This is a genomic window from Glutamicibacter endophyticus, assembly GCF_048457885.1.
Lineage (GTDB): Bacteria > Actinomycetota > Actinomycetes > Actinomycetales > Micrococcaceae > Glutamicibacter > Glutamicibacter endophyticus.
The window spans coordinates 1,289,671-1,316,474 of record NZ_CP174200.1 but is presented as its reverse complement, the minus strand read 5'-3'; the positions used below and the strand labels follow the sequence as shown (position 1 = coordinate 1,316,474).

Here is a 26,804-nt window from a genome sequence, read left to right as displayed (position 1 = left end):
CGTCGACCGCGGCGAGGCGGCGAGTTCGATCCTACCGCCGGTCGCGGTGCTTTTCGTCGCTGGTCACCACCGGCGCCTGCGGGTAGGAGACGTACTGCGAGTAGCTGCCCGGGTAGAGCGCCAGGGGTAGCCCGGCTAGTTCGGCGGCCAGCACCTGGTGAGCGGCGGTAACCCCCGAACCACAGTAGGCCGCCGCGCCGGGCTGCTCCGATCCGGCCTGCGGCACCCCGAGCCTGCCAAAGGCCTCGCGCAGCTCGCTGCTGGAACGAAAGTGCGCCTCGGAGTTGAGGTTATCGGTGGTGGGCCGGTTCAGCGCGCCGGGAATATGCCCGGCCACCGGGTCGACCGGCTCCTCAATGCCGAGGTAGCGGGCCGTGGCCCGCGAGTCGATCAGCACCCCGGAGTACCCCTCGAGTTGCTCGTGCTCCAGCACCGGCATGGCACCCCAGGAGAGGTTGACCTGCCCCGGGGTGGGTTCGACCGGTCCGAGCTCCAGCGGGCCCTTGAGCTGCCGCCACGCCTCCAGCCCACCGTCGAGCACCCGCACCGAGGTGAACCCGGCGTGCCGCAGCAGCCACCAACAACGGGCGGCGGCCAGCGCCCCGGCGTCGTCGTACACCACCACCTGCGCGTCGTCCTCAATCCCCCAGCGGCGGGCGGCGGCCTGGAAATCCTCGGGGTCCGGCAGCGGGTGGCGGCCGGTGTGCTCCCCGGTGCGGCCCGACAGTTCGCGTTCAAGGTCGACGAAGACTGCTCCGGGCAGGTGCCCGGCCAGGTACTGTTCGACGTTGTCGGTGCGTCCCAGCACCCAGCGCACATCCAGCAACACCAGATTGGGGGTGGGGGCGTTCACTAGCTGCAGTAGCTCTGCGGCGCTGATCAGTGGGTTGCTCATCTCAGGTCCTCAATCGTGTAGCTGACGCCGGGGGTCAGCCGGCGGTAGGTTCGTTCGTGGGCCGTGGCGAGGCCGCCGATTTGGCGGTCGAAAAGTTCCAGGCCGCGCTCGTTGAGCAGCCCGTCGTGAATTGGCACCCAGGTTTTCGCGCCGGTGGCCACCGCGAAGTCCACCGCCTCGGCCATTTTGGCCCATGGGGCCATCACCGGCAGCAGCAGCACCTGCGGGTTGAGCCCCACCGGAACCTGGTAGCTGTCCCCGGGGTGGAACACCTCCCCCTGCCCCAGCGCGTAGCCCAGGTTGGCCACCAGCTCGATGCTGTGGTGAATGGTCGCGTGGGTGCCGCCCAGGGCGCGCACCTGGATGCCTCCGGCGGTGAAGTCGGCGCCCGCAGCGACGGCTCGCACCTGGGAGCGCGAGGCCGGTGGGAGCTGCTCGCGCAGGCCCAGTGCAACTACCTGCGGGGCGAACACCTCCAGCGTGGGATTGTCCAGCACCGCTTCGAGCACCGACGCGCTGTGCACATGGTCCGGATGCTGGTGCGTGATCAGCACCGCGTCGACACCGTCGAACACGGTGCCGGGCGGATCGTCACTGGTCAGCTGGCTAAAGGATCCCGGGTCCAGAAGGATCGCGCCATCCACCGTCGTAACGGTGATGCAGGAGTGTCCGTGGCTTGTGATGCGCATGACACTAGCGTAGGCTCGCGGCACGCGGTGTGCTAGTCAACGCACCTAAGCGGCGTCGGATTGGCTAAAATTGAGGGGCACGGGCCACAGCCGGCGCGGGCGAGCAACAGCGAAGGATGAAGCAGCAGTGAAGGCGCAGAGCGAAACCCGCATGACCAAGCAGCGGCTGGCCGTGGCCGAGGCCCTGGCGGAGGTCGACGACTTCGCCACCGCGCAGCAATTGCACCGCTGGTTGCAGGACGCCGAACGGAAGGTGTCGCTGGCCACCGTGTACCGGCTACTGCAGTCGATGGCCGACGACGGGCTGGTCGACGTGTTGCGCTCGGGCGACGGAGAGGCTCGTTTCCGCCGTTGCGAAACCGAACGGCACCACCACCATCTGGTGTGCCGCCGGTGCTCGAAGACCGTGGAGGTGCTGGCCCCCGCGGTGGAGCGCTGGGCCGCCCGCGTGGCCGAGGAGCACGACTTCAGCGACCCCGAGCACACCGTGGAGATCTACGGGCTCTGCGCCAGCTGCCGCGAGGAGCTAGCCCAGTAACCCGCCAGGCAGACCCCCTACCTCTGGCCTAGACCTGGTGGCGCTGCACCGAACGCAGCTTTTCCACCACGCGGCAGACCAGGTAGATCACGAAGGAAATCGTCGTGACATAGGGGCTGATGGGCAGCGAACCGGCCAAGGCCAGCAGAATACCGCCCAGCACGGCGCTCAGCGCGAAAACCACCGACAGCACCACGGTGCTCAGCGGCGTGCGCCCCACACGCAGCGCGGCCGCCGCCGGGGTGATCAGCAGGGCTAACACCAGCAACGCGCCGACCACCTGGATCGCCATCGCCACGGCCAGGGCGAGCACCACCATGAAGGCGATGGACAGCCCGCCGGTGCGCACACCGCGGGCGCGGGCCACCACCGGGTCCACCGAGGCAAACATCAGCGGACGCCACATCAGAACCAGGGCGCCAAGCACCAGCACGCTCAAGAAGAGCATGGCACCGAGCTGGGTGTCGTCCACCGCCACAATCTGCCCGGTGAGCAGGCCGAATTTATTGGCGCTGCGCCCCTGATAGAGCGCCAAGAACAAGATGCCCAGCCCGAGCCCGAAGGGCATGAGCACACCGGTGATGGAGTTCCGATCGCGCGCCCGGGTGCCCAGCACCCCGAGCACCAGCGCGGCCACCAGCGAACCGATCACCGAGCCGGTGACGACGTCGGCGCCGATCAGCAGCGCAAAGGCGGCCCCGGCAAAGGACAGCTCGGCAATTCCGTGCACCGCGAAGGCCATATCGCGCATCATCACGAAGATGCCGATCACGCCGCCCACCAGGCCCAGCGCGGCCCCGGCAATCAGCGAGTTGGTGACCAGCGGTAGCAGCTCGGCGTAATTCTCGAAGCTCATCGCCCCTCCTGCTCCGCGCGGTTCGCGCCGTGATGGTGTGTATGTGGGCCGCAGTCATCCAGCGAGGGCTGTCCGGCGACGACGATGATTTGCCCGTCGACGCGCAGCACCTTCACCGGTGCCTGGTAGAGCTCGCTGAGCACCTCGGAGCGCATCACCTCGTCGACGGTTCCGAGGTGGAAGCGGCCCCCGGCGAGGTAGAGGACGCGGTCGACGAAGGGCAGGATCGGGTTGATTTCGTGGGTGACGAAGATGACCGCCGCCTGCCGGTCCGCGGCCTGGCGGTGGATCACCTGGCTGATGGCCTGCTGGTGGTGCAGATCCAGGCTCAGCAGCGGCTCGTCGCAGAGCAGCACCTTCGGCTCGCCGGCTAGCGCCTGGGCGGCGCGCAGGCGTTGCTGCTCACCGCCGGAAAGCTCGGACACCACGCGGTCGGCATAGCCGGTGGCGCCGACCAGCTCAAGTAGTTCGGCCACGCGGGTGCGGATCGCGCGGCGGCTGAGCCGCACACCCCATCGCGTGCCGTCGACGCCAAGCGCCACCAGGTCTCGGGCCCTGAGCGGCACGTTGTCGCCGAAGGGGCGCTGCTGCGGGATGAGCCCGACGAGGTCGGAGCCGCGGCGCACCGGCTCGCCGGCAATGTGCACGGAGCCAGAGTTCAGCGTGGTGGTGCCGAGCATCGTGTTGATGAAGCTGGTTTTGCCCGACCCGTTGGGGCCTAGCACGGCGATAAATTCGCCGGGGCGTACCTGTAAGTTCAGCTCATCCCACAAGACGCGGTCGCCGAAGGCCAGGCGCGCGTCGTTAAAGGACACGATGGGTGTGCTGTTCATATGTGGTTCCCCAACTCAAGTTGGTCCGCCTGCACCGATCAGGGTTGGCGGGCCGTACAAAGGCTTAGGCACCGGCCGCCGGCGCCGCGAGTGGCGTCATCGGCGAGCAGGGGTGCGGCTAAAAGTCTAGCGCAAATGAGATTCGTTCGCATTACACGACGCGACGGCCCGCCGCCCACCAAGGATGGACGACGGGCCGGCGCCTAACGGTAACCGCTAGCGTTCTTGGCGCGGGGCGTGGCGCTTCTTGGTGGTGTCGCTGATCTCGCCGACGAGCACCTCGATCACGTCCTCCAGGAAGAGCACGCCGATGGTGGCGCCGGATTCGTCGACCACCGCCGAGAGGTGATTGCCGCCGCTACGCATACTCTGCAGCGCCTGCTCGATCTCCTCATCGGCCCCCACCCGGCCCAGGGCGCGGGTGGGCACGTCAAGCATCGGCTCGGTGGCGTGCGCGTCGTCGACCAACATGACATCTTTCACATGCCAGTAGCCCACCGGAATCTCCTGCTCGGTGACCAGCAGCCGCGAGAAGCCGGTTTTGGACACCTTCTTCTCAAAGTCGCGGGCCGTGCACTGGCCGCGCTCGAGGGTGAACAGGTCATCCAGCGGCACCATCGCGGTGCGGGCGGTGACACTGGAGAACTCCAGCGCCATGCGCAGCCGCGAGGCGTGCTCATCCTCTAGCGTGCCTTCCTGGCGCGAGGTGTCGATAATCGAGCGGACCTCGGCGGCGGTGTAGGTCGAGGAGACCTCATCCTGGGCTTGCACGCCAAAGGCCTTGAGCACCAGGTTCGCCGAGCCGTTGAGCAGGACGATCAGCGGCTTGAGCACCTTGGACAGCCCCACCAGCGGCGCGGCCAGAAGCAGCACGGCCTTATCGGCAACCGACACCGACACGTTCTTCGGGATCATTTCGCCGAAGGTCACGTGTAGGAAGGTCACCAGCACCAGGGCGATGAGGAAGCCTGCGGTGTCCGCCGCCGCGCTGGGCACGCCCGCGGCATGCAGCGGGATGCCGATCAAGTGGTGAATGGCCGGTTCCGAAATATTCAAGATCAGCAGCGAGCAGACGGTGATGCCCAGCTGGCAGACCGCCAGCATCCCCGAGACATGCTCCATCGCATACAAGGCAACCTTTGCCCGGCGATTGCCCTCGTCGGCCAACGGCTCAATCTGCGAACGTCGGGCACTCATCACCGCGAATTCGCCGGCGACAAAGAAGGCGTTGCCCGCCAACAGCACTACGAGCCAAATCAATCCCATGACGTCGCTCATGCCGACTCCCCCTCACTCGACGAGCTGGCGTCGTCCTCGGCCGCGGCGTCATCCGGCGACGGGGCCGGGGTGAAGCGCACCCAGGCCACGCGTCGACCATCGAGCTCGGTGACGGCGAACCGTCCGGACTCGGCGATGACCTCATCCCCCAGCTCGGCAACGCGGCCCAGTTCGGCCAGCATGTAACCGCCGACGGTGTCGTAGGCCGCATCATCGGCGATCACTTCGTCGTCGAGCAGCTCGTTGACCTCATCGGGGCGGAACATTCCGGGCAGCAGCCAGGAACCACCGGGCTCATGCACGGCCAGCTCCTCGTCCTCGTCGTGTTCGTCGGATACCTCCCCGACGATCTCTTCGACAAGGTCCTCGAGGGTGACCAAGCCTGCCGTTCCCCCGTATTCATCCATCACGATGGCCAGCTGATATTCGGCCTCGCGCAACTGTTCGAGCAAGACGTCCAGGTGGATGGTCTCCGGCACGTAGAGCGGATCCTTGGCGAATTCGCCGACCTGCAGCGCCCCGCGGCGTTCACGGGGCACCGAGACGATGTTTTTCACATGGCAGACGCCCTGGATTTCGTCGGTGGAGCCCTCGGTGACCGGGAAGCGCGAGAAACCGGTTTCGGCGCTCATCGCAATCAGTTCCGACAGCGCGGCCTGCGAGTCAATGGTGCTCAGCGAGGTGCGCGGGGTCATCACGTCCGCAGCGGTCCGCTCGGAAAATTCGATGGTGGACTCCACAAAGCGTGCGGTCTGCAGGTCCAAGGTGCCCAGCTCGGCCGAACGGCGCACCAGCGAGGCAAGCTCCTGGGCGCTGCGCGCGGCGGAAATTTCCTCCTTGGCCTCCAGGCCGAAGAAGCGGTGCAGCACCGCGTTGGAGAAGCCGTTGAGCAGGGCGATGGCCGGCTTGAATACGGCGGTAAACACCAGCTGCGGACGCGCCAAGGCCCGGCCGACGGCCATTGACTTGGCGATGGATAGGTTCTTGGGAACCAGCTCGCCGATCAGCATGGAGAGCAGTGTGGCCAAAACCATCGAAACCACCAGCGACAGGGCCGTCGAGGAGGCCTCACCGAGGTTCACCGCCGTCAGCAGCGGCGAGAGCAGCGAACTCAACGCCGGTTCCAACACGTAACCGGTGAGCAATGTGGTCAAGGTAATGCCCAGCTGGCAGGAGGACAGCTGGGTGGAAAGCGTGCCTAGGCACTGAAGCAGCGGTTTGGCGCCGTTATCGCCGGCATCCACCGCTTGCTGGACCGTCGCCTTATCGAGGGCGACCAATGAGAATTCGACGGCAACGAAGAAACCGGTGCCCAGAATGAGTAAGAGTCCAAAAAGGAGAAATAACCAGTCCATCGGCGTCTAGTACCGCCGCCAATGCTGGGAAAGATCAGAAGGTGTTGCGCGCCAAGGGCAACTGGAAGGCTCCAATCCGGCGGAGGCAGACACCGCGGAACGCTGGGTTATGCCGGCACTGCGCTCGATGGCGTCGGGCCGGTTGGCAGAATGAATTTTCATAGTGCGCCCCAGTCTAACCAATGGGCCACCTAAGTGCACCACCGCGGCGGTGGTCGGAAGGTGAATTTTCGGGTTGCGGTGAACGGCCGGATTTCAGCGACGGACGGGGCCCGATGATGAGAATAGTGAGTTTGCCGACGCGTCGTGGCAAAGTTTCCCCGAATGTCACTAGACTAGGGCGCAGGTCTAGAAATCTTGTGCTCAACGGCGGCCCTGTGCAACGTCCTGCCGGCCACCGAAGGCTCAAGCTAGAACACAGCAGAAATCAGGGAAGAGGCGTTGCACGTGCCAGAGCAAGCACACCACCGGCTGACCGAAGAGTTCGGTGGAAACGAGTGGCTAGTAGACGAGTTGTACCAGCAGTACCTCGTCGACAAGAACTCGGTCGATAAGAAATGGTGGGACATTTTCGAGTCCCTCAACTCCAACAACCAAACCCCGGCCTCCGCCGGCGCTCACGCCGCACCGGCTCCAGCAGCCAGCGCACCGACTGCGTCGCAGCCGAAGGTCGAAGGTGCCCCGCGGGCCGCCGCTGAGGCCAAGCCGGCCACCGCACCGACCCCCGCCGCCCCAGCCCCAACCCCCGCCGCCGCCAAGTCCGAGGCGCCGGCCGCGAAGGAAGAGCCGACTCCTAAGACGGCCCCGATCCCGGCGCAAGCCCCGAAGGCCGTACCGTCGAACACCCAGTTTGGTGAGGAGAAGCGCACCGTACTGCGCGGGCCGATGAAGGCCATCGCCACCAACATGGACGCGAGCCTCACCGTCCCGACCGCCACCACCGTGCGTGCGGTCCCGGCGAAGCTGATGATCGACAACCGCGTCGTCATTAATAACCACCTCAAGCGCGCTCGAGGCGGCAAGATCTCCTTCACCCACCTGATCGGCTTTGCCGTGGTGCGTGCACTGAAGCAGTTCCCCTCGATGAACGTGACCTACGACGTGGTCGACGGCAAGCCCACCGCGGTCCAGCCGGCGCACGTGAACTTCGGTATCGCCATCGATATGCCCAAGCCCGACGGCAGCCGCATGCTCGCGGTGCCGAATGTGAAGGCCGCCGAAACGCTGAGCTTCAACGAGTTCTGGACGACCTACGAGGACCTGATCAAGCGGGCCCGTAACAATAAGCTCACCGCCGACGACTACGCCGGCACCACCGTCTCGCTGACCAACCCCGGCGGCATCGGCACCGTGCACTCGGTTCCGCGTCTGTCCAAGGGCCAGGCCGCCATCATCGGTGTCGGTGCACTGGAATACCCGGCCGAATACCGTGGCGCCGCGGAGTCCACCGTCGCCCGTTTGGGCGTGGGCAAGCACATCACGCTGACCTCCACCTACGACCACCGGGTCATTCAGGGCGCCGGTTCCGGTGAGTTCCTCAAGCTCGTCGAATCGCTGCTGCTGGGCGAGCAGGGCTTCTACGACGAGATTTTCGAGCAGCTTCGTATCCCGTACGAGCCGGTGCGTTGGGCCGTGGACAATCAGGTCGACATCGACCTGCAGATCAACAAGGTTGCCCGCATCCAGCAGCTGATCCACTCCTACCGGGTCCGCGGTCACCTGATGGCCGACACCAACCCGCTCGAGTACGTCATGCGCCGGCACCCGGACCTGGACGTGCAGACCTACGGGCTGACCCTGTGGGATCTGGACCGCGAATGGGTCACCGGCGGACTGGGCGGCAAGGACCGGATGTTGCTGCGCGACATCCTCGGTGTGCTGCGCGACGCGTACTGCCGCACCACCGGCCTGGAGTACATGCACCTGCAGGAGCCGGCCGAACGCGAGTGGTTCCAGAGCCAGTTGGAGACCGGTTACGCCAAGCCCTCGCGCGACGAGCAGCTGCGTATCCTTTCCAAGCTCAACGCCGCGGAGGCCTTCGAGGCCTTCCTGCAGACCAAGTTCGTCGGACAGAAGCGCTTCAGCCTCGAGGGCGGCGAGTCGCTGATCCCGTTGCTGGATGCGATCATTTCCGACGCCGCCGACGATCATCTCGACGAGGTAGCCATCGGCATGGCGCACCGTGGTCGTCTCAACGCGCTGACCAATATTGCCGGCAAGACCTATGCTCAGGTCTTCCGCGAGTTCGAGGGCACCGCGACCCCGGGCTCCGTGCAGGGTTCGGGCGATGTGAAGTACCACCTGGGCACCGAGGGTTCCTACACCTCGGATGCCGGGAACCAGACCAAGGTGTACCTGGCCGCCAACCCCTCGCACCTCGAGGCCGTTGACCCGGTGCTTGAAGGCATTGTTCGCGCCAAGGAAGACCGCAACGGTGTGAAGAACTCCGTGCTGCCGATCCTGGTGCATGGCGACGCCGCCTTCGCCGGCCAGGGCGTGGTGGCCGAGGTACTGGCCATGAGCCAGCTGCCCGGCTACAAGACCGGCGGTACCGTGCATGTGATTGTGAACAACCAGATTGGCTTCACCACCGCACCGAGCTCCTCGCGCTCCAGCGAATACGCCACCGACGTGGCCCGCACCGTGCAGGCACCGATCTTCCACGTCAACGGGGATGACCCGGAGGCCGTGGTGCGCGCCGGCCAGATGGCCTTCGCCTACCGCCAGAAGTTCGGCAAGGACGTCGTCATCGACCTGGTCTGCTACCGCCGCCGCGGACACAACGAAGGCGATGACCCGTCGATGACCCAGCCGATCATGTACAACCTGATCGAGGCCAAGCGTTCGACGCGTAAGCTCTACACCGAAGCGCTGGTCGGGCGTGGTGATATCACCCAGGACGAGGCCGATAACGCGCTGGCCGAATACAAAGCCAACCTGGAGCGCATCTTCGCCGAAACCCATGCGGCGCAGACCTCGCCGATTCCGATCATCACCCCGGGGTCGACCATCAACGACCTGGAGAAGCCATTCGCTCAGGCCGCCGACGAACGCACCGTGGATGGGGCCCGTCCGAGCGCGATCAGCGCCGAGACCCTGGCCCACATCGGCAAGGCGCACCTGGCGGTGCCCGAGGGCTTCACCATGCACACCAAGCTCAAGTCGTTGCTGGAGCGTCGCGAAAAGATGAGCCGCGAGGGCGGCATCGACTGGGGCTTCGCCGAGCTGCTGGCCCTGGGTTCGCTGTCCATGGAGGGTGTGCCGGTGCGTCTGGCCGGCCAGGACTCGCGCCGTGGCACCTTCGTGCAGCGCCACTCGGTGTTCCACGACCGGATCACCGACGACGAGTGGTACCCGCTGCGTCACCTCAGCGAGGACCAGGCTCCGATCTGGATCTACGATTCGCTGCTGAGCGAATACGCCGCACTGGGCTTCGAGTACGGCTACTCGGTGGAGCGTCCGGATGCGCTGGTGATGTGGGAAGCCCAGTTCGGTGACTTCGTCAACGGCGCGCAGACCATCATCGACGAATTCATCTCCTCGGCCGAGCAGAAGTGGTCGCAGTCCTCCTCGCTGGTCATGCTGTTGCCGCACGGCTACGAGGGCCAGGGTCCGGATCACTCCTCGGCACGCATCGAGCGTTTCCTGCAGTTGTGCGCCGAGAACAACATGATCGTCGCCCAGCCTTCCACCGGTGCAAACCACTTCCACCTGCTGCGTCGTCAGGCCTACGCTCGTCCGCGCAAGCCGCTGATCGTGTTCACCCCGAAGCAGCTGCTGCGTCTGAAGGCGGCCGCGAACTCGGTGGAGGACTTCACCACCGGTGGCTTCCAGGAGATCATCCCGGACAACACGGTGAGCAACGCCGCGGCAGTGGACAAGGTGCTGCTGGTCTCCGGTCGCCTCTACTACGATCTGGCCGCGGCACGCGCCAAGGCCGAGGACGAGAAGACCGCGATCATCCGCGTCGAGCAGCTCTACCCGGCACCGCTCGAGCAGCTCACCGCGGAACTGGCCAAGTACCCGAACGCGCAGGTCACCTGGGTGCAGGACGAGCCGGCGAACCAGGGCCCGTGGCCGTTCATCGGGCTGTACATCGCCCCGCAGCTGGAGCAGAAGATCAACGTGGTCTCCCGCCCGGCATCGGCGGCCACCAGCGCCGGTACGGCCAAGCGTCATGAGGCCGAAGCCGCCGTGCTGATTCAGCAGGCCTTCGCCCGCTAAGCCGCCGGGTGTCGTCGGCAGTGCCCGACGACGCCAAACGCCACCAACGGTCGGCGACGAGGGATGCGCTCCCCCGTCGTCGGCCGTTGGCCGTTAATCCGCAGTTGCGACGCGCTGTTCTGGCCGCCCACCTCCCCGGTCACAAGGCATCACACTGCTAGAGTTGAACTTCGTAAGACCCGCCGACGAAAGGCTGCCCGTTGGAGCTACGCACCATCCGCATCACCGCACTCGGCGACGAGTTACTGGCCGGACACGGTGACCCACGGGCTCTGGGCTGGTTTGGAAGGGTTATGGCCCGCACCCAGGACCCGGCACTGCGCTTGCAGTCCTTCGTGCTGGCGGCCCCCGGTGAGGGGAGCGAAGCCCTCGCAGAACGCTGGCTTGGCGAAGCCAACCGTCGCTTTGGTGACCTGGTGGAAAACCGACTAGTCATTGCCCTCTCGGACCGTGATGTCGATCTCGAGGTTTCAACCGCGCGTAGCCGCCTGAATCTGGCCAATATTTTGGATTCGGCCTCACAGATGAACATAAAAGCGCTGTTGGTCGGTCCGGCCCCCGGACTGGACGAGGCGCGCAATGAACGGGTCGCCGAACTCAACCGGGTGTTTGCCGACGTGGCCATGCGACGCAACCACCACTACGTCGACACCTTCACCCCACTGCGCCAGCATGCGCAATGGCGCAGCGACCTCTCCTCCAACGGCGGACTGCCGGGGCAGGCCGGCTACGGGCTGATGGCCTGGCTCGTGCTGCACCGCGGCTGGTATTCCTGGCTGGGGCTCCCCGAGCCAAGCGCCGGCTAACTCCGCCGCGGATTCGTCGTCTTTCGAGGCACAGCGGGCCCGCCGAGCCTGACGCCGCGTGCCCCGGAAGGGCGCCGCGCGTTAGGAGAATGGCGGCCAAATGTGAAAGACTATCCTTCGGCCCGAATGCACTCGTGGACGTGCACGGGATCTCGTAAGAATCCGCAAAGGAGTCACCATGTCGAAGCGCGCACGCAAGCGTCGCGATCGCAAGCGTGGCGGTGCCAACCACGGCAAGCGCCCTAACGCCTAAGCGACGCATAGGCAAACCCCGCAGCACCCGGAGATTGACCGGGAGCGGCGGGGTTTCACTTTATTAAAATGTGCTGGGCCGTTAGTGGCCGGACTCCACGCGGATCTGCGAAATACGGGTGATGATATTCGCCTTGAGCTGCTCCGGGGCGACCTCCTGGCAGCTGCGGCGCACCACCGAACGGATGATGCATTCCAGATCGTACTGCTCGGTGCACTCGCTGCAATGCTCGAGGTGAGCGCGCACCTCCTTCAGATCCTCAAGGGTCAACGCACCGTCCAAATACTCGTAGATGCGCACGATGCGCGAATCGGCGCAATCTCCCAATGAATGGCAATCCATAATTACTTCTCCGCTCCCTTCGCCGTCGCACGTGGCCGTGCGGCGCCCATGCCGCGATCGGCTGCGTAATCCGACAGCAGTTCCCTCAAATTCTTGCGACCGCGATGCAGGCGCGACATCACCGTGCCGATCGGCACCCCAAGAATCTCCGACGCTTCCTTATAGCTGAAGCCCTCGACGTCGACGAAGTACACCGCCAGACGAAAGTCCTCGCCGATGGACTGTAGCGCGGCCTTCACATCGGAGTCCGGCAGGTGGTCCAGGGCCTCGGCCTCGGCCGAACGCAGCCCCGTGGAGCTATGCTCCATGGAGGCGGCCATCTGCCAGTCCTCGACCGTGTCGGTGGAGGTGCGCAGCGGTTCACGCTGCCGCTTGCGGTAGAGGTTGATATAGGTGTTGGTCAGGATGCGGTACAGCCAAGCCTTCAGGTTCGTCCCGGGCTTGTACTGGTGGAAAGCGGAGTAGGCCTTGGTGTAGGCCTCCTGAACCAGGTCCTCGGCGTCGGCCGGGTTGCGCGCCATGCGCAGGGCCGCCGAGTAGAGCTGGTCGACATACTCCAAGGCGTCCCGCTCAAAGCGCTCGCGGCGCTGGGCCTCGGATTCCTCCGTGGGCCGCGAAGCATCGGCGTCGTTCGTGTTATCAGTCATCACGAATGAGTCTACGCGCCCTTCGGGGCGGCGAGAAGGAGCCTGCGCGGCACCTCGGTGCGCGGCGGAGGCCGTGGTGGTCTGCTGCATCGTCGTCACATAGTGTGCAACCGCGCGGTGCGGGCCGTTATTCCCCGGCACGCCTCGGCTAGGATTAATACACAGGTAGAGTCCGCCCTAAACCTCGAGGATGTGCGATTTCAAGCGTGAGCACCACGAACGAGCAGCAGAACTACTGGCCCGCCCCACTGGCGGCCGGTCCACTGAACGCAACGGTTACCGTCCCGGCCTCCAAGTCATTAAGTAACCGCTATCTGTTGCTCGCCGCACTGGCCACCGGGCCCAGCACCATCCACAACCTGCTGATCAGCCGCGACACCGAGCTGATGCTGCAGGCCCTTGCCGCCTTCGGGGTGCAGATCGAGCGCGAGGAACGCGCCGACGGGTCCACCACCGTGCGCGTGCAGCCCCCGCAGCGGCTCACCACGCACGAGGTGCACGTCGACTGCGGGTTGGCCGGGACGGTGATGCGCTTCGTGCCCGCGCTGGCCGCGGCAGCCGGAGCGCAGGCCCATTTCGACGGGGATCCGGCCGCACGCGTGCGTCCCATGGCTCCGGTGCTCGACGCGCTGGCCGGGCTCGGTGCCCGCTTCGACTTCGGCGGGGAGCCGGGCAAGCTGCCCTTCAGCATCGACGCGGGTGCGGTGCGCGGCGGGCAGCCGATCACCGTCGACGGGTCGGCCTCCTCGCAGTTCGTCTCCGCCCTGCTGCTGGTGGGGCACGCCCTACCCGGCGGGCTGCGGCTCAAGGCCGCCGACGGTCCACTGGCCAGCGGTGACCACATCGCAATGACCGTGCAGACGGTGCGTGAGCTCGGGGTGCAGGTGAACGTCGACGCGGATGGACGCGGCTGGCAGATCGCCGAACAGCCCATGGCCGGCTTCGAGGTCACCGTGGAACCCGACCTGTCCAATGCCGGCCCGTTCCTGGCTGCCGCGCTGGTGGCCGGCGGCACCGTGCGCATCCCCTTCTGGCCGAAGGAAACCACCCAGGTCGGCGGCAAATGGGTGCAGATTCTCGGCGATATGGGCGCGCGCATCGAATTGGATGACGCCTCGGTGCTGCACGTGCATGGCGGAGACGAGATCCGCGGTATCGACTACGCCGACGCCTCGGAGCTCGCCCCCACGCTGGCGGCGCTGTGCGCACTAGCGAACTCCCCCAGCGAACTGACCGGCATCGGGCACCTGCGCGGGCACGAAACCGACCGGCTGGCGGCGCTGGAAACCGAATTGCGTCGCGTCGGCGCCGACGTCGAACAAACCGACACCGGCCTGCGCATCATCCCCGGCCCGCGCCGCGCCGCCGACCTGCTCAGCTACGAAGATCACCGGATGGCCACCGCCGGCGCCATCCTGGGGCTGGCGATCGACGGGGTGCGCGTGCAGAATATCGGCACCACCGCGAAAACCATGCCGGACTTCCCCCAGCTCTGGCAAGATATGGTCGCCACCGGCCAGGCGGGGCGCGGCTAATGCGGTATTCGCAGTGGGATGAGTCGGCCGCCAAGGTCCGCCCCAATAAGCGTGGTTCCCGGCCGCGCACCAAGGAGCGCCCCAGCTACGAGGACGCCGAGATCGGGCGGGTGATCACGGTGGACCGGGGGCGCTACACCGCGATTCTCGACGAGGACACCCCGCAGGAGCGCATCGTCATCGCCGCCCGCGCCCGCGAACTGCGCCGCCAGGCCGTCGTCCCGGGTGACCGGGTGGCCCTGGTCGGTGACACCAGCGGCACCCCGGATACTCTGGCGCGGCTGGTACGCGTCGAGGAACGCAGCACGGTGCTGCGCCGCAGCGCCGATGACACCGACGCGACCGCCCGCGTGGTGGTGGCCAATGTCGACGTACTGGTGATTGTGGTGGCGGCGGCCAACCCGCAGCCGCGCACGGGTTTCGTCGACCGCGCACTGGTGGCGGCCTACGATGCAGGGATTCAGCCGGTGCTCTGCGTGACCAAGGCCGACGTGTGCGACCCGGCGCCGTTCCTCGCCCACTATGAGGGGCTGAATCTGCCGGTGGTTATTTCGCGGACCACCAGCGCCGAGGCCTCCGGGGTGGATGCCCGTGGCGCCGACGGCTCCAGCGCCCGGCTCGACGCCGCCGCGCTGGACTCGCTGCACGAGCTGCTGGCCGGGCGGGTCTCGGTGGTGCTCGGACACTCCGGCGTCGGCAAATCGACCCTGGTCAACGCGTTGACCGGCGCGGACCGTGCCACCGGGCACGTCAATGCGGTCACCGGCCGCGGCCGGCATACCTCCTCGAACGCCCTGGCCCTGAAGCTGGGCGGCACCCCGGGATCGTGGTTGATCGACACCCCCGGCATCCGTTCCTTCGGCCTGGGACTGGTAGACCCGGATAATATCCTGCAGGCCTTCGAAGATCTGGCCGAGGTCGCCGTGCAATGCCCGCGCGGCTGCACCCACCTGGCCAGCGCTCCGGGCTGCGCGCTGAGCGACTGGGTCACCACCGAGCAGGCACCGGCGAATGCTGCCTCCCGGCTGGAGTCCTACCGCCGCCTGGTCACCACCGAAGAAACCACCAACGAGAAGGAGCTGGGCGCCCTTTAGCCGCCCACAAGGAGCGAATCTGATGGTCTCACCGAGCCTACGCGACGACCTGGAGCTGGCCCTGCGCATGGCCGACGTCGTCGACGCCTTCACCTTGGAGCGTTTCGGCGCCAATGATCTGAAGGTGGATACCAAACCGGATATGACCCCGGTCTCCGATGCAGACCGTGGTGCCGAACGCCTCATTTTGGACCTGCTGCAGGCCGAGCGGCCCGAGGATTCGGTGCTCGGCGAGGAGTTCGGGGTGCACGGAAGTTCCGCACGCCGCTGGGTGATCGACCCGATCGATGGGACCAAGAACTTTGTCCGCCGGGTTCCGGTGTGGGCCACGCTGATTTCGCTGATGGTCGACGACGAGCCGGTGCTCGGTGTCGTCTCGGCGCCGGCGCTGGCCCGACGTTGGTACGCCGCCAGCGGTGAGGGTGCCTGGGTGCGTGAGCCCGGCACGGACGACACACGCCGACTGTCGGTTTCCCAGGTGGGTTCGCTGTCCGACGCCTCGCTGTCCTATGCCTCGCTGGATGGTTGGCAGCAGGTCGATAAATTGCCGAACCTGTTGGAGCTGCTTTCCGCCGCTTGGCGCACCCGCGCCTATGGCGACTTCCTGTCCTACATGTTCGTGGCCGAAGGGGCCGTCGATGCGGCCTTCGAACCGGAGCTGGAGCTCTACGATATGGCGGCCCTGGTCCCCATCGTGCGCGAAGCCGGCGGCCGCTTCACCAGCGTCGAAGGCCTCGAGGGCTGTGCCGGTGGCAATGCGTTGGCCAGCAACGGCCTGCTCCACGAGCAGATCCTTCCCTTCATCTCCACCCGCTAACCCATCATGCCTAGCCCCCGCGCCTCCGACCCGCGCCGCCTGACCAGTAGCGAAGAGGACTACCTCAAGGCGCTCTACCTGCTCACCGAATGGGACGACGAGGCGGTCCGCACCGGTACCTTGGCCATCCAGTTGGGCCTCACCCCGGCCTCGGCCACCTCAATGGTGCAGAAACTCGCGGCCAAAGGCCTCGTGGACTACGTGCCGCGCGGGGATATCAAGCTCAGCGAGGCCGGCCACCGGCAGGCGTTGCGGATGGTGCGCCGCCACCGCGTGCTGGAGACCTTCCTGCGCGACGAATTGGGGTACGGCTGGGATGAGGTGCACGACGAGGCCGAGGCGCTGGAGCACACCGTTACGGACCGTTTTATTGATGCGCTGGATCGTCGCCTGGGGTATCCACGCCATGACCCGCACGGCGATGCGATCCCGGAAGCCGATGGAACCTTGGCCGCGCGCCAGGCGGTACGCCTCGATCATTTCTCCGGCACCCAAGCGCGCGTGGCGCGCGTCAGCGACGAAGACCCGGATTTCTTGCGGCGCGCCCAGTCGCTCGGGCTCGTCCCCGGGGCGATCGTCCAGTTGCCGCTACCGCTATCCCTTATTGAGGCCTCATTGGTATGGGTGGTCCCGGTCTCGGCCGGCACCGTCTAGGGTGACGCCGCTGCTTTAGCGCGCTGCCCGACGTCCACGCGGGGCTGAGCGCGGCTTAGTCTCTGCCTCGCTGGGGGTTTCGACAACAGTTGCCGAGCGCTTATCGCGGCGGTGCGGCACCACGTAGCCGCGGGTCGCCAGCACCAGCAGCGCGCTTAACCCGGTGAGTACCAGCATGATGATCGCCCAGATCTGGTTCTGGTTAACGAAGTAGTGATCGACGCTGAGCCACAGCACGTAGGCTCCGACCAGATAGATCAGGTGCATCAGAATAATGCGGGTGCGCAGGCGCAAGCGTACGACGGCCTTTGGAGAGATCAGCAGCCCCCAGATCACAAGCAGTGGGACGACGACCACGATCGCGGAAACCAGCCGTGGCCAAGGGAGAAAGGCCATCGCGGCCATTGCGGCGCCAAAGAGCAACCCCACCTCGAGCAGGAACGCGACCACCGCGTACAGCGCTGATACGGCCGGTGACACTCGCGGGGACGATAGCTCACTCATCGCTTCTGGTTTCGCTCCGTTTTCACTGCTGGTCTAGTTATTCTCGCTTCAGCACCAGTCTATGTGCCCAAGCGCCGACCCGCGAATATGACAGGCCAGATGCACCTCCGGTTCGGCGCCGGAACCGGCGGTGGTGACGAACGCAATGCAACACGAAGGTTCGATGCGTGACTGAAGGCGTGCCCTGCTCGTAAGAAATGCGCTCTCTGCAGGATTGATCCACGACGTCCCCTAGCGCCCACCATGTGCATCGAGTCGGCCCGGTCGAAGAACATCATGACTTGCGCCTTAACCACCACATGACGCTAATCCCGTGTTCATGCCCAGCCGGATCAAATCGGTAACGAGCGCACCCCGTCATCCCGTACGGCGCTCGCTAACAGGGAACTCCCCCGCACAGGTTACCTTGAACGAATCGTGCAGGGAGCGCGCCTACCGCGACGTGTTCCTTGTTGCTATTCAGAACTGCGGCCGTCCTACTGCCAGGTACACCCGATTCAAGATCTCCTGTAGAACGCAGAGTTCAGGGGCATTCGTATGCCTGGCGCTCTTGGTCTCGAGTACAACGGCTACGCAGCAACTAACTAGCGCGTCACGTGGTCTGCCAGAGCACGTGACGACGTACCGATATTGTGCCCGACCGGAGCGTGTTGAGGCTTAAGTCCGATTCTGCTCACCTAGAACTGCTCATAGTTGGCAGCGCTCGTCGATACACAAATGTACAGAGGTCTCCGTGTACGTAGGACTTTGCGCACAGGCAAAAAAGTAGCCCCGGAATCTTGCCGATTCCGGGGCTTACTTTTGTGGAGATGGGGAGAATTGAACTCCCGTCCGATGTGGCTTTGCCAGGTCTTCTCCGGGCGCAGTTTGCTGTGGATTTTCTCTGCCCCAGCCATCACGCAAACAAGTGGCTGGTCCGGGCACAGTTGCCTAAATATGTGAACGTCACCGGCAACAAGTGACATCCACAGTGGCTATCTAATCGACGCCAGATTCAGGAGCGATAGCAACTCCTGGCTGACGGACTGTCTGGCTGCTTAGGCAGCGAGAGCGAAGTCAGTGCGCTTAGATTCGGCACTTATTGTTTTGCAAAGGGCGTTAACGAGATAACTTTGCGTCCTCGGCCCGCTTCATCTGTCGCGACTCACACCGTCGAAACCGATCATCCCCGTATTTTGTTGTCATTCCCGACGTATCGGGTACAACCACATCTTTCGATGTAGGTATTTATCATAGCTCATCACAGGTCAAGCGCTCAACGTGAGATGAATCATCGACACCTAACCGCGCCGGTTACGTTCGCGCATTGCTCGCTGAGCTTCACGGTTGTCTTGCTTTTCGCGAAGCGTCTGGCGCTTGTCAAATTCACGCTTACCACGAGCTACGCCGATTTCCAGCTTGGCACGGCCAGACTTGAAATAGAGGCTCAACGGCACGATGGTCAGACCGGCTTCGGAGACCTTGCGCTCAATTTTCATCAGCTCTTGGCGATGTAGCAACAACTTCCGGCGTCGACGAGCCGCATGATTCGTCCACGATCCGTTCAGATACTCCGGAATGTAGCAGTTTTCGATATACAGCTCACCGCGGTAGAACTGCCCGAATCCATCCACCAGCGAGGCCTTGCCCTCACGCAGGGATTTAACTTCGGTGCCGGTAAGCACCATCCCAGCCTCGAAGGTGTCGAGAATTTCAAAGTCGTGGCGGGCCTTGCGGTTAGTCGCAATGGTGCGATCTTCCTGGTTCTTCTTGGCCATTTCTCTCCTAGACTCTTACGTGCCGGATAATGGCACGCAAGCATTAAGTCTAGCCCTAGAGAAGTCCCAATGGGTTAACCGGACTACCGTTGATCACCGTTTCGAAGTGCATGTGGCAACCGGTTGAGTTACCAGTCGTACCGACATAGCCGATGACTTGACCCTGCGAAACGTGTTGACCATTGGAGACGGCAATGCGCGACATGTGGTGATAGTTCGTTGCCAGGGCCTTGCTCTTGACGACGCCATGCGAAATGGTGACCTTGTTGCCGGAACTACCACCCCAGCCGGCAAACCATACTTCGCCATCCGCTGCAGCGTGTACTGGTGCACCACATTGGCCGCCGAAGCCCCAGTCAACGCCGGCGTGGACATATCCGCCGCGTCCACCGTAATCGATCGTGCCAGCTGGTGTGGGGCGCCAACCGAAGGTCGAAGTAATGCGACCGCCACTGACTGGCTTGATCAAACCCCAGCTGCTTGGTTCCGAGACCTTCTTCTTCGTCGGCGCAACATATGAGGGACGCTTGTAGGAGGATTTCTTCCGCTTTGCTTCGGCTTCCTTGCGCTTCTGCTCTGCTTCCCAGCGCGCCTTCGCCTCGGCCTGCCGCTTGCGCTCTGCGGCCTCAGCCTTACGACGGCGCTCCTCGGCTTCGCGGATCAACCGCTCCTGACGCTCTTTAATCTGAGCGTTTACCGCTGCGTACTCTTTCTCCTGCGCTTCCAAGCGAGCCTGGATTTTAGGCTTCTGCGCCTCAAGTTCGGAGCTGAGCGCCTCGGTGCTACTGACCAGCGCGTCAAGCTCGTCCTTAGCCTTCTGCGCGGCGTCTCGCGCAGCTTCTTCCTGCGCCAAGGCCTGCTCTGCTTGTTGTTTGAGGGACGAAATTTCCTGTTCAACAGCCTCTAGGCGAACTTCGTTAGCCTTAGCGGTCGCTTCCTCTTGGGCTAGGTCGTTGTAGGCAGAATTCTGCGCTTCCAGTGCACGGTTAGCTAAGTCCAAGCCATTGGCTGTAGCGGTCATGGAGTCCATGTTCAGCAACATGCCAAGCCCGCTCGAGGCTCCCCCACGCTTATACGCTTCCGATGCCATCGACGCGACAGCAGACTTCGCTTCAGCAATCTTCTTGGCCGTATCGGCGATGGACTGCTGCACTTGGTCGCGCGTATTTTGTGCGTTGATCAAACGGTTATTTAGGTCCGCGACGGCAGCCTGCGCGTTCTGCACGCGTGCCCGCGCATCCGCCAGTCGCCCCTGCAACACCGGAACCTGAGCTTGTTGCTCGCGGAGCTTACGGTCGGTCTCGGCAATATTCGAGTCGAGAACTTCCATATCTTGATTTAGATCGGAGATATTCTGTTCTACCTGGTCTTTGCGGTCATCCAGCTCGTCGGCGAATGCCACGGCGGCTGGAACCACGAGCGACAGGGCCAGGACACCGCCAAGTGAAGCACGCAGAAATTTACTTCGCACGGCGTTAGACAGCATGGGTCTCCTCATTAAAGTTCGCAGCAACGTAATTGCTTTGTAACGAACGTACTAAACCTTCAGGTACCGCTTCAAGGTTATCACTGAAGAAATTGTTGCTAAAACGATACCTAGAATGAGCAACCCGGGGGCTACAACCCAGACTTCACCGGTTGAGATGAAGGCAATATCCGCGTTTCCAGCAGCCAGTTTGTCCTGAACGAGGAACTTCATCAGCAGCCAAAGAGTACCGGTGGCAAGGATTGCACCGATGACCGAAGCGATTACTCCTTCGATAACGAACGGTAACTGAATCGTTGCCTTCGAGGCACCGACAAGCCGCATGATGGTCGTTTCGAGGCGACGGTGCATGGCCGAGAGTTGAATCGTGGTGCCGGTTAGCAAGACGGCACAGGCAATCATCACAATGGCCACAATGGCAGCCGCTGCCGAAGCCACGCGGACAACTTGGAAGATCTTTTCAAGAAGTTCATGCTGGTCCAAGACCGTGTCGACGCCAGCCACAGTGGAAAAGGCCTCTTGAATAATTGGGTATTTTTCCGGATCCTGCAACGCGATGCGGAAAGACTCAGGTAGTTCAGCAGCCGTGACTTGATCGACGATCTCGGAATTCTTGAACTGGTCCTGGAAGTTCTGGAAAGCCTGCTCCTTGGACTCATACGCGTATTCCTTCACGTATGGAGCCATCTGTTCAGACTCGATCATTGCGCGAATATTATCGCGTTCTTCGTCGGTTACAGACTCGCCTTCGCAGTTCGGTGAACTGCTGTTGTCATCACACAGGTAGACCGCTACTTCCATGCGGTCGTACCAGTAACCCTTCATCTGATTGATCTGGAGTTGCAATAGTACTGAAGCGCCAATGAAGGTCAGTGATACGAAGGTCACCAGTACTACGGATACGACCATGACCACGTTCTGGCGTAGCCCCTTGGCCGCTTCGCGGAGGATGAATCCCAGCCTCACTTGTCATCACCCTTCGTATCGTCAGCCTCTTCTTCGGTCGCCGTGTCCTCCGCCGCAGCTTCCTCGCCAAACAACAGTGCGCGCGTCCCGTCTGGGTTCACGACCGTAGTCATCTGCGTGTACAGCCCCTGGTTCTCATCGCGGATGATCTCACCGCGGCTCAATTCAATCACGCGGTGCCGGTACTCACTAACCAGCTCGTGCGCGTGCGTGGCCATCAAGACCGTCGTGCCGTTCTGGTTAATGCGATCAAGCACGTTCATTACCTCGATGCTGTTCTTGCGATCGAGATTTCCCGTCGGCTCGTCAGCCAGCAGAATCGACGGTTTATTGACAATGGCACGGGCAATGCCTACACGCTGCTGCTCACCACCGGATAGTTCCGTTGGTTTACGACGTCCCTTGTCGGCAAGGCCAACCATCTTCAGTGCATCCGGCACACGATCGCGGATCTGCGCCCGTGAAGCCCCAATGACCTCCATGGCGAAGGCAACGTTGTCAAAAACCGTGCGTTCACGCAGCAGACGGAAGTCCTGGAAAACGAACCCGATGTCACGACGCAACTTAGGCACGCGACGGCTCGGGATACGGTTCAAGTTCTGCCCCGCCACGTAAACCGCACCTTGGGTGGCGCGCTTTTCACGCAAGACAAGGCTCAGAAAGGTCGACTTGCCGGAGCCGGATTCGCCCACGAGGAATGCAAAGTCCCCGCGGTTGATTTCGATGGTCACGTCGTTCAACGCAGCCTGTGAGGCCTTTGCGTCGTAGACCATCGAGACATTCTCGAATTTAATCATGTCTTCAATCACTGGTTGAGGTCAGGGCGCGGACCCCACAAACCGGCCGGCGTCGGCTGGACATGGGGCACCAATCAATAGAACTTTATCGGCCGCGGCTCGCCGCGGGCCCTACCTGCCCGGTGTGTTGCACGATTATTCCGTAGTCCACAGGTCCGCCCGGAAGGCTAAAACCGAAGCTCTGCTTCCGTCACGGAGCGCACTTGTTCCTCATCGACTTCGGGTGCAAGTTCAACAACTTGCAGGTGATCTCCCTTGATATCGAAGACTCCGAGGTCGGTGATAACCCGATCGACAACGCCTCGTCCGGTTACCGGCAGAGTGCAATCGTGGACCAGTTTCGCCGACCCGTCCTTCGCCGAGTGTTCCATGAGGACGATCACACGGCCTGCCCCGTGCACTAAATCCATTGCCCCACCGGGTCCCTTGACCATCTTCCCGGGAATCATCCAATTTGCCAGATCGCCGTTGGACGCGACCTGCATGGCGCCGAGGATCGCTGCGTCGATTTTTCCTCCGCGGATCATTGCGAAGCTCGTGGCTGAATCGAAAAAGCTCGCCCCCGGCAAGGTAGTCACCGTTTGCTTGCCAGCGTTGATGAGATCTGGGTCTACCTCGTCACGGCGAGGGAACGGTCCGACCCCGAGTATTCCATTTTCCGACTGGAGTACTACGCTCACATCCTCGGGCAAGTAATTCGGCACCATCGTGGGCATACCGATACCTAGGTTCACGTGCCAACCATCCGCCAGCTCAAGTGCTGCCCTAGCTGCCATCTGTTCTCGGGTCCAAGCCATGGGATTAGTGCCCTTCCTCATCCGCGCGAACGGTCAGTTTCTCGATGGGTTTGGGGTGCATCCCAGCAACGTCAACGATTCTGTGCACAAACACACCGGGAAGATGGATTTGGGCCGGGTCCAATGTGCCTGCGGGAACCAGCTGCTCTACTTGAGCAATACATACGCGCCCTGCCATCGCGGCGGGAACCGAGAACTGGCCGGCGGCCTTATTGAAAATCAAGTTTCCGTGCGTGTCGCCAACCGCTGCGTGCACAAGGGAAAAATCCGTGGTCAGCGCCTCTTCAAGCACATATTCGTGCTCGACTCCGCGGAATTCGAAGGACCTGACTTCCTTGGCCTCGCTGGCCTGCAGCACTGACCCGTCGGAGGCGTAGCGCTGCGGAAGGCCGCCTTCGGCAACGAGGGTTCCGACCCCGGTTCGGGTAAAGAATGCGGGAATGCCAGCACCACCGGCACGAAGCTTTTCCGCCAAGGTACCTTGTGGAGTGAGAATTAACTCGAGTTCACCGCTGAGATACTGACGCTCGAATTCCTTGTTTTCGCCCACATAACTGGCGGTGACCTTCGAAATCCTTTTTGCTGCCAGCAAGACGCCGAGTCCTAGATCGTCGGTGCCGCAGTTATTCGAGACGATCGAAAGGTTCTTCACCCCGCAGTCCAGTAGTGCATCGATAAGTTCGGACGGATTTCCCGATAGTCCGAAACCGCCCACCGCGATTGAGGATCCGTCGCCGATGTCCGCAACCGCGTGAGCCGCCGAAGGTGAGGTTTTATCTATCATTCCCGCTCTAGCTCCTTGTCAGGCGCATGCCACGAGGATCTCACGCGGCACCTTTGCCTACTGGCTCATCCTAGAGCGCGGGCCACTGGGTTGTGAAGTACCTCACCCTGGCGTGGCTCGTCGCCGTCTTGTCGTCGACTATTTTTCGGGACGACGTTGCGTGGCGCGCCAGCGGATTCCGGCATCGATGAAGTCATCGAGTTCTCCGTCCAGTACCGCCTGCGCATTGCCAACCTCATGGTTGGTGCGTAGATCCTTGACCATTTGGAACGGGTTGAGCACATAGGAACGCATTTGATCGCCCCACGACGCCTTAACATCGCCCGCCAGTTCCTTCTTCTTCGCGTCTTCCTCCGCCTTTTTGAGCAAGAGCAAGCGCGACTGCAGGACGCGTAAGGCTGCGGCACGGTTCTGGATCTGCGACTTTTCGTTCTGCATCGATACCACCGTGCCGGTGGGAATGTGAGTCATACGAACCGCAGAATCGGTGGTGTTCACGGACTGGCCGCCAGGACCTGAAGAGCGGAACACGTCGACTCGAATCTCTGATTCAGGAATTTCGATTGAGTCAGTAGATTCGATGAGCGGCACAACCTCAACGGCTGCGAAACTGGTCTGTCGTCGTCCCTGGTTATCGAATGGCGAAATCCGTACAAGGCGGTGTGTCCCAGCCTCGACCGAGAGCGTGCCAAAGGCGTAGGGCTCGTCAATTTCAAAGGTCGCCGACTTGATGCCGGCTTCTTCGGCATAGGACGTGTCCATAATCTGCGCTTTGTATCCCCGCTTTTCGGCCCAGCGAATGTACATGCGCAATAGCATTTCGGCGAAGTCTGCGGCGTCGACTCCACCAGCGCCCGAGCGAATGGTGACCACTGCCCCACGCGCATCAAATTCCCCGTTAAGTAGAGTGACGACTTCGAGATCGGCAAGTGCTTTGGCAATGGAGGCCAGCTCCGACTCCGCTTCGGCCAGCGAGTCTGCATCGTCTTCTAGCTCAGCCAATTCAACGAGCACTTCCAGATCGTCAATGCGCGTAGAGATTTTCTGAAGACGTTCGAGTTCCGACTGCCGGTGCGACAGCTTACTCGTCACGGCCTGTGCTGCGGCCGGGTTATCCCACAGGTCCGGTGCACCAGCTTCCTCGGAAAGCATTGCGATGTCGGCTTTCATTTGTGCGACGTCACTTACTTCTTCAATGGAAGCGTATGTTGCACGTAGTGCGCGGATCTCAGCAGGAAAATCAGTATGTGCCATGGTCTTTATAGACTACGCCATCTGTCCCGACGCCTACTTACTCGCACACTTTTACGTAGTGTTCATCGAGAGAGGATGGAGCGTGCGCTGCTGGCGACGCTGATCGGTATCCCGTCAGGAATGATCCATCCGACGATGGGCGGCGAGACACTGGCACCTAAGTGCAAGGTCGCGCCCTGTCGATCACTGCTGAGCACGACCGACTTGATATGAAGTCCGGCAAAGCGATCCTCCGCGTGAACGTCGGACAAGTACGTTGAAGCCGCCTGCTCTACTTGATTGCCCGAGAGCACCAATTGCGCCCCTTGCTCATCGGTGTGAAACTCGAACTCGTCAACGGCGGCTACCACTGCTGAGTCGGCGAGCGCCAGCAGTTGCCGGGCTTTGAGGTTTACCGCGGCTGCTGCCATGACGGCGGAAATGACAAGCAAGGTGACGGCTGTGAGCCCTATGGCAAGAACCATGCTCTGGCCAGAATCCTGCGACCACCGGGCACGCCACTGACCAACTACTGAAGGTCGGTTACCCATAGAGATCCACCCGTTGCGTGGAGGTTGAATCGACATAGGCGATCGAGACGTTACTAAAGCCTTCGAGGAAGGGTAACGGGACCGCAATTTCGACATGGATTGTCGCTGTACTTCCGGGTTGTAGGCAGCCCGGCTCGCAGCTGATCGACACTTCGTGTGCACTGAGCCCGAAATTTTCCATCGTTCGATCGGCGGCACCGTGGGCACGGGCCTGTCCCTCAGCGGGAGTTGTTGCCCCGACGAAGGCTTTGGCAGCGTGGTCGGCGGCACCGGTCACGGCGTAGCTCGCAGCCTGTATTGCGCCCGCGGTCAGCACTGCATACACCATGGGGATCATGAGCACTGTGGAAATAAAGATGAATTCCACAAGCGAGCTACCTTGGTCGTCGTGGATTCTTGACTGTACCCAGCGCATGAGTTTGGCTACCGCTTGGTGGATTCTATTCATAGCGCACCGCTTGTCCTTTAGCCGTGATCTCCCAGCCGTTCGGCACTAGCCCTAGGAGCGGTGCTTGACTGTGTACCGTAACAACAACCAGCGTTTCCCCGGCGAGCGACTGTTGCTCGACGCTAATGTCAGTGGCGAAACCGGAATGTAGCGAGTTTGCGATGAGATTCGCCGTGCGCTGACGGGCATCCACGACTTCTCGGTTCGCGAGTGCTCCAAAATGCGCACCGTTTGAGGCGGCGTCGATTAGCGTATTGCGCACGTGAATGATCAGCGCCAGCTGGATAATGCTAAAGCTCAGCAGCAGTAGCAAGGCACTGACCATCACGAACTCGGCGACAGCCGAACCATCCTCTGCATTAGTTCGGCGGACCCAGTCGGACATTTAACCCAGACCGGAAACCCGGTCGATCGCCTGGTTGAAAAGATCAGCCAACCGAGGACCGGCCACCGCCAGGAGTGCAGCCACCAACACGGCGGACATCAAAGTAATCATTACCCAGCCGGGTACGTCTCCGCGGCTATCGCGCACGGTGGGCGCCCAGCGTGCCCACGTACGTTCAACGATCCGGCGCAATGTGTTCAGCAGTTGTAAAAAGATAGTGGTCATGCGGTCCATGGTGAGTTCTCCTGATCGGTTAGGGTAACGGGAAATTGATGTACGG

General features: G+C 62.8%; 28 protein-coding genes and 1 other RNA gene. 8 read left to right on the top strand and 21 right to left on the bottom strand.

Annotation, left to right across the window (positions count from 1 at the left end; genetic code table 11):
* Positions 1-31: 31 nt before the first annotated feature.
* Both ACJD00_RS06270 and ACJD00_RS06265 read right to left on the bottom strand, forming a co-directional pair.
* A complete protein-coding gene (locus tag ACJD00_RS06270; protein WP_418908959.1) occupies positions 32-895 on the bottom strand; it encodes a sulfurtransferase in 864 nt (287 codons plus the stop codon).
* Positions 892-1,584 carry an MBL fold metallo-hydrolase gene (locus ACJD00_RS06265; protein ID WP_418908958.1) on the bottom strand — a complete coding sequence of 231 codons (693 nt, stop codon included), beginning with the start codon at positions 1,582-1,584 and terminating at the stop codon, positions 892-894. Before ACJD00_RS06265 ends, ACJD00_RS06270 begins: the two co-directional genes overlap by 4 nt.
* Positions 1,585-1,735: 151 nt before the next feature.
* On the opposite strand from ACJD00_RS06265, the gene ACJD00_RS06260 reads away from it, so the two are divergent.
* Positions 1,736-2,122 (top strand): Fur family transcriptional regulator, encoded by a 387-nt coding sequence (locus ACJD00_RS06260; RefSeq protein WP_418909315.1) that lies wholly within the window; start codon positions 1,736-1,738, stop codon positions 2,120-2,122.
* A 28-nt stretch (positions 2,123-2,150) separates the two neighbouring features.
* Here ACJD00_RS06260 and ACJD00_RS06255 read toward each other — a convergent pair whose 3' ends face one another.
* The 4 genes from ACJD00_RS06255 to ACJD00_RS06240 form a co-directional block, all read right to left on the bottom strand.
* Entirely contained in the window at positions 2,151-2,978 is an 828-nt protein-coding gene (locus tag ACJD00_RS06255; RefSeq protein ID WP_418908957.1) for a metal ABC transporter permease, read from the bottom strand.
* Positions 2,975-3,811, bottom strand: coding sequence for a metal ABC transporter ATP-binding protein (locus tag ACJD00_RS06250; RefSeq protein ID WP_418908956.1), 837 nt, complete (start codon positions 3,809-3,811; stop codon positions 2,975-2,977). The genes ACJD00_RS06255 and ACJD00_RS06250 overlap by 4 nt, the downstream gene beginning before the upstream one ends.
* Before the next feature lie 216 nt (positions 3,812-4,027).
* Entirely contained in the window at positions 4,028-5,089 is a 1,062-nt protein-coding gene (locus ACJD00_RS06245) for a hemolysin family protein (protein WP_418908955.1), read from the bottom strand.
* Entirely contained in the window at positions 5,086-6,444 is a 1,359-nt protein-coding gene (locus ACJD00_RS06240; protein WP_418908954.1) for a hemolysin family protein, read from the bottom strand. The genes ACJD00_RS06245 and ACJD00_RS06240 overlap by 4 nt, the downstream gene beginning before the upstream one ends.
* A gap of 447 nt (positions 6,445-6,891) precedes the next feature.
* Here ACJD00_RS06240 and ACJD00_RS06235 point away from each other — a divergent pair, with 447 nt between their 5' ends.
* The 3 genes from ACJD00_RS06235 (at position 6,892) to ACJD00_RS06225 (ending at position 11,727) form a co-directional block, all read left to right on the top strand.
* Positions 6,892-10,668: a multifunctional oxoglutarate decarboxylase/oxoglutarate dehydrogenase thiamine pyrophosphate-binding subunit/dihydrolipoyllysine-residue succinyltransferase subunit gene (locus ACJD00_RS06235; RefSeq protein WP_418908953.1), complete on the top strand. Its 3,777-nt coding sequence runs from the start codon at positions 6,892-6,894 to the stop codon at positions 10,666-10,668.
* A 200-nt stretch (positions 10,669-10,868) separates the two neighbouring features.
* Entirely contained in the window at positions 10,869-11,474 is a 606-nt protein-coding gene (locus ACJD00_RS06230; protein ID WP_309407775.1) for a GDSL-type esterase/lipase family protein, read from the top strand.
* A 178-nt stretch (positions 11,475-11,652) separates the two neighbouring features.
* A complete protein-coding gene (locus tag ACJD00_RS06225; RefSeq protein WP_104061284.1) occupies positions 11,653-11,727 on the top strand; it encodes a 50S ribosomal protein bL37 in 75 nt (24 codons plus the stop codon).
* 81 nt (positions 11,728-11,808) lie between these two features.
* Here the strand turns inward: ACJD00_RS06225 and rsrA are convergent, their stop codons facing one another.
* Positions 11,809-12,072 (bottom strand): mycothiol system anti-sigma-R factor, encoded by a 264-nt coding sequence (gene rsrA, locus ACJD00_RS06220; RefSeq protein ID WP_309410451.1) that lies wholly within the window; start codon positions 12,070-12,072, stop codon positions 11,809-11,811.
* Entirely contained in the window at positions 12,072-12,716 is a 645-nt protein-coding gene (locus ACJD00_RS06215; RefSeq protein ID WP_418908952.1) for a sigma-70 family RNA polymerase sigma factor, read from the bottom strand. The genes rsrA and ACJD00_RS06215 overlap by 1 nt, the downstream gene beginning before the upstream one ends.
* Before the next feature lie 206 nt (positions 12,717-12,922).
* Here ACJD00_RS06215 and aroA point away from each other — a divergent pair, with 206 nt between their 5' ends.
* The 4 genes from aroA to ACJD00_RS06195 are packed head-to-tail and all read left to right on the top strand — an operon-like array spanning position 12,923 to position 16,816.
* The gene (gene aroA / locus ACJD00_RS06210; RefSeq protein ID WP_418908951.1) at positions 12,923-14,251 is read left to right on the top strand and encodes a 3-phosphoshikimate 1-carboxyvinyltransferase; all 1,329 of its coding nucleotides are present in this window, start codon (positions 12,923-12,925) and stop codon (positions 14,249-14,251) included.
* Positions 14,251-15,345 (top strand): ribosome small subunit-dependent GTPase A, encoded by a 1,095-nt coding sequence (locus ACJD00_RS06205; RefSeq protein WP_418908950.1) that lies wholly within the window; start codon positions 14,251-14,253, stop codon positions 15,343-15,345. Before aroA ends, ACJD00_RS06205 begins: the two co-directional genes overlap by 1 nt.
* Positions 15,346-15,367: 22 nt before the next feature.
* Positions 15,368-16,162 (top strand): inositol monophosphatase family protein, encoded by a 795-nt coding sequence (locus ACJD00_RS06200; RefSeq protein WP_418908949.1) that lies wholly within the window; start codon positions 15,368-15,370, stop codon positions 16,160-16,162.
* A gap of 6 nt (positions 16,163-16,168) precedes the next feature.
* Positions 16,169-16,816, top strand: coding sequence for a metal-dependent transcriptional regulator (locus ACJD00_RS06195; RefSeq protein ID WP_418908948.1), 648 nt, complete (start codon positions 16,169-16,171; stop codon positions 16,814-16,816).
* 15 nt (positions 16,817-16,831) lie between these two features.
* On the opposite strand, the gene ACJD00_RS06190 is transcribed toward ACJD00_RS06195, so the two are convergent.
* The 13 genes from ACJD00_RS06190 to ACJD00_RS06130 all read right to left on the bottom strand — a co-directional run bounded on the left by ACJD00_RS06190 (position 16,832) and on the right by ACJD00_RS06130 (position 26,749).
* Positions 16,832-17,320 carry a DUF2568 domain-containing protein gene (locus ACJD00_RS06190; RefSeq protein ID WP_418908947.1) on the bottom strand — a complete coding sequence of 163 codons (489 nt, stop codon included), beginning with the start codon at positions 17,318-17,320 and terminating at the stop codon, positions 16,832-16,834.
* 801 nt (positions 17,321-18,121) lie between these two features.
* Positions 18,122-18,490, bottom strand: a transfer-messenger RNA (tmRNA) gene (gene ssrA / locus ACJD00_RS06185).
* 110 nt (positions 18,491-18,600) lie between these two features.
* Positions 18,601-19,077, bottom strand: coding sequence for an SsrA-binding protein SmpB (smpB, locus tag ACJD00_RS06180; protein ID WP_309407788.1), 477 nt, complete (start codon positions 19,075-19,077; stop codon positions 18,601-18,603).
* A gap of 55 nt (positions 19,078-19,132) precedes the next feature.
* Positions 19,133-20,563, bottom strand: coding sequence for a peptidoglycan DD-metalloendopeptidase family protein (locus ACJD00_RS06175; protein ID WP_418908946.1), 1,431 nt, complete (start codon positions 20,561-20,563; stop codon positions 19,133-19,135).
* Between the two features lie 51 nt (positions 20,564-20,614).
* Positions 20,615-21,529, bottom strand: coding sequence for a permease-like cell division protein FtsX (ftsX, locus tag ACJD00_RS06170; RefSeq protein WP_418908945.1), 915 nt, complete (start codon positions 21,527-21,529; stop codon positions 20,615-20,617).
* A complete protein-coding gene (ftsE, locus tag ACJD00_RS06165) occupies positions 21,526-22,326 on the bottom strand; it encodes a cell division ATP-binding protein FtsE (RefSeq protein ID WP_309407794.1) in 801 nt (266 codons plus the stop codon). The genes ftsX and ftsE overlap by 4 nt, the downstream gene beginning before the upstream one ends.
* A 167-nt stretch (positions 22,327-22,493) precedes the next feature.
* Positions 22,494-23,123: a 3-oxoacid CoA-transferase subunit B gene (locus ACJD00_RS06160; protein WP_418908944.1), complete on the bottom strand. Its 630-nt coding sequence runs from the start codon at positions 23,121-23,123 to the stop codon at positions 22,494-22,496.
* A gap of 4 nt (positions 23,124-23,127) precedes the next feature.
* A complete protein-coding gene (locus ACJD00_RS06155; protein ID WP_418908943.1) occupies positions 23,128-23,907 on the bottom strand; it encodes a CoA transferase subunit A in 780 nt (259 codons plus the stop codon).
* A 138-nt stretch (positions 23,908-24,045) separates the two neighbouring features.
* Entirely contained in the window at positions 24,046-25,161 is a 1,116-nt protein-coding gene (prfB, locus tag ACJD00_RS06150) for a peptide chain release factor 2 (RefSeq protein ID WP_418908942.1), read from the bottom strand.
* Positions 25,162-25,223: 62 nt separating this feature from the next.
* Positions 25,224-25,625 (bottom strand): hypothetical protein, encoded by a 402-nt coding sequence (locus tag ACJD00_RS06145; protein ID WP_418908941.1) that lies wholly within the window; start codon positions 25,623-25,625, stop codon positions 25,224-25,226.
* A 58-nt stretch (positions 25,626-25,683) separates the two neighbouring features.
* A complete protein-coding gene (locus tag ACJD00_RS06140) occupies positions 25,684-26,139 on the bottom strand; it encodes a hypothetical protein (protein WP_418908940.1) in 456 nt (151 codons plus the stop codon).
* Entirely contained in the window at positions 26,132-26,524 is a 393-nt protein-coding gene (locus tag ACJD00_RS06135) for a TadE/TadG family type IV pilus assembly protein (protein WP_309407806.1), read from the bottom strand. Before ACJD00_RS06135 ends, ACJD00_RS06140 begins: the two co-directional genes overlap by 8 nt.
* The gene (locus ACJD00_RS06130; protein ID WP_418908939.1) at positions 26,525-26,749 is read right to left on the bottom strand and encodes a hypothetical protein; all 225 of its coding nucleotides are present in this window, start codon (positions 26,747-26,749) and stop codon (positions 26,525-26,527) included.
* Positions 26,750-26,804 lie beyond the last annotated feature (55 nt).

Excerpts from the sequence above, each read along its gene's own strand:
- ACJD00_RS06270 (WP_418908959.1), bottom strand. The coding sequence starts at position 895 with ATGAGCAACCCACTGATCAGCGCCGCAGAGCTACTGCAGCTAGTGAAC.
- ACJD00_RS06265 (WP_418908958.1), bottom strand. The coding sequence starts at position 1,584 with ATGCGCATCACAAGCCACGGACACTCCTGCATCACCGTTACGACGGTG.
- ACJD00_RS06260 (WP_418909315.1), top strand. The coding sequence starts at position 1,736 with ATGACCAAGCAGCGGCTGGCCGTGGCCGAGGCCCTGGCGGAGGTCGAC.
- ACJD00_RS06255 (WP_418908957.1), bottom strand. The coding sequence starts at position 2,978 with ATGAGCTTCGAGAATTACGCCGAGCTGCTACCGCTGGTCACCAACTCG.
- ACJD00_RS06250 (WP_418908956.1), bottom strand. The coding sequence starts at position 3,811 with ATGAACAGCACACCCATCGTGTCCTTTAACGACGCGCGCCTGGCCTTC.
- ACJD00_RS06245 (WP_418908955.1), bottom strand. The coding sequence starts at position 5,089 with ATGAGCGACGTCATGGGATTGATTTGGCTCGTAGTGCTGTTGGCGGGC.
- ACJD00_RS06240 (WP_418908954.1), bottom strand. The coding sequence starts at position 6,444 with ATGGACTGGTTATTTCTCCTTTTTGGACTCTTACTCATTCTGGGCACC.
- ACJD00_RS06215 (WP_418908952.1), bottom strand. The coding sequence starts at position 12,716 with ATGACTGATAACACGAACGACGCCGATGCTTCGCGGCCCACGGAGGAA.
- ACJD00_RS06205 (WP_418908950.1), top strand. The coding sequence starts at position 14,251 with ATGCGGTATTCGCAGTGGGATGAGTCGGCCGCCAAGGTCCGCCCCAAT.
- ACJD00_RS06200 (WP_418908949.1), top strand. The coding sequence starts at position 15,368 with ATGGTCTCACCGAGCCTACGCGACGACCTGGAGCTGGCCCTGCGCATG.
- ACJD00_RS06195 (WP_418908948.1), top strand. The coding sequence starts at position 16,169 with ATGCCTAGCCCCCGCGCCTCCGACCCGCGCCGCCTGACCAGTAGCGAA.
- ACJD00_RS06190 (WP_418908947.1), bottom strand. The coding sequence starts at position 17,320 with ATGAGTGAGCTATCGTCCCCGCGAGTGTCACCGGCCGTATCAGCGCTG.
- smpB (WP_309407788.1), bottom strand. The coding sequence starts at position 19,077 with ATGGCCAAGAAGAACCAGGAAGATCGCACCATTGCGACTAACCGCAAG.
- ACJD00_RS06175 (WP_418908946.1), bottom strand. The coding sequence starts at position 20,563 with ATGCTGTCTAACGCCGTGCGAAGTAAATTTCTGCGTGCTTCACTTGGC.
- ftsE (WP_309407794.1), bottom strand. The coding sequence starts at position 22,326 with ATGATTAAATTCGAGAATGTCTCGATGGTCTACGACGCAAAGGCCTCA.
- ACJD00_RS06160 (WP_418908944.1), bottom strand. The coding sequence starts at position 23,123 with ATGGCTTGGACCCGAGAACAGATGGCAGCTAGGGCAGCACTTGAGCTG.
- ACJD00_RS06155 (WP_418908943.1), bottom strand. The coding sequence starts at position 23,907 with ATGATAGATAAAACCTCACCTTCGGCGGCTCACGCGGTTGCGGACATC.
- prfB (WP_418908942.1), bottom strand. The coding sequence starts at position 25,161 with ATGGCACATACTGATTTTCCTGCTGAGATCCGCGCACTACGTGCAACA.
- ACJD00_RS06145 (WP_418908941.1), bottom strand. The coding sequence starts at position 25,625 with ATGGTTCTTGCCATAGGGCTCACAGCCGTCACCTTGCTTGTCATTTCC.
- ACJD00_RS06140 (WP_418908940.1), bottom strand. The coding sequence starts at position 26,139 with ATGAATAGAATCCACCAAGCGGTAGCCAAACTCATGCGCTGGGTACAG.
- ACJD00_RS06135 (WP_309407806.1), bottom strand. The coding sequence starts at position 26,524 with ATGTCCGACTGGGTCCGCCGAACTAATGCAGAGGATGGTTCGGCTGTC.
- ACJD00_RS06130 (WP_418908939.1), bottom strand. The coding sequence starts at position 26,749 with ATGACCACTATCTTTTTACAACTGCTGAACACATTGCGCCGGATCGTT.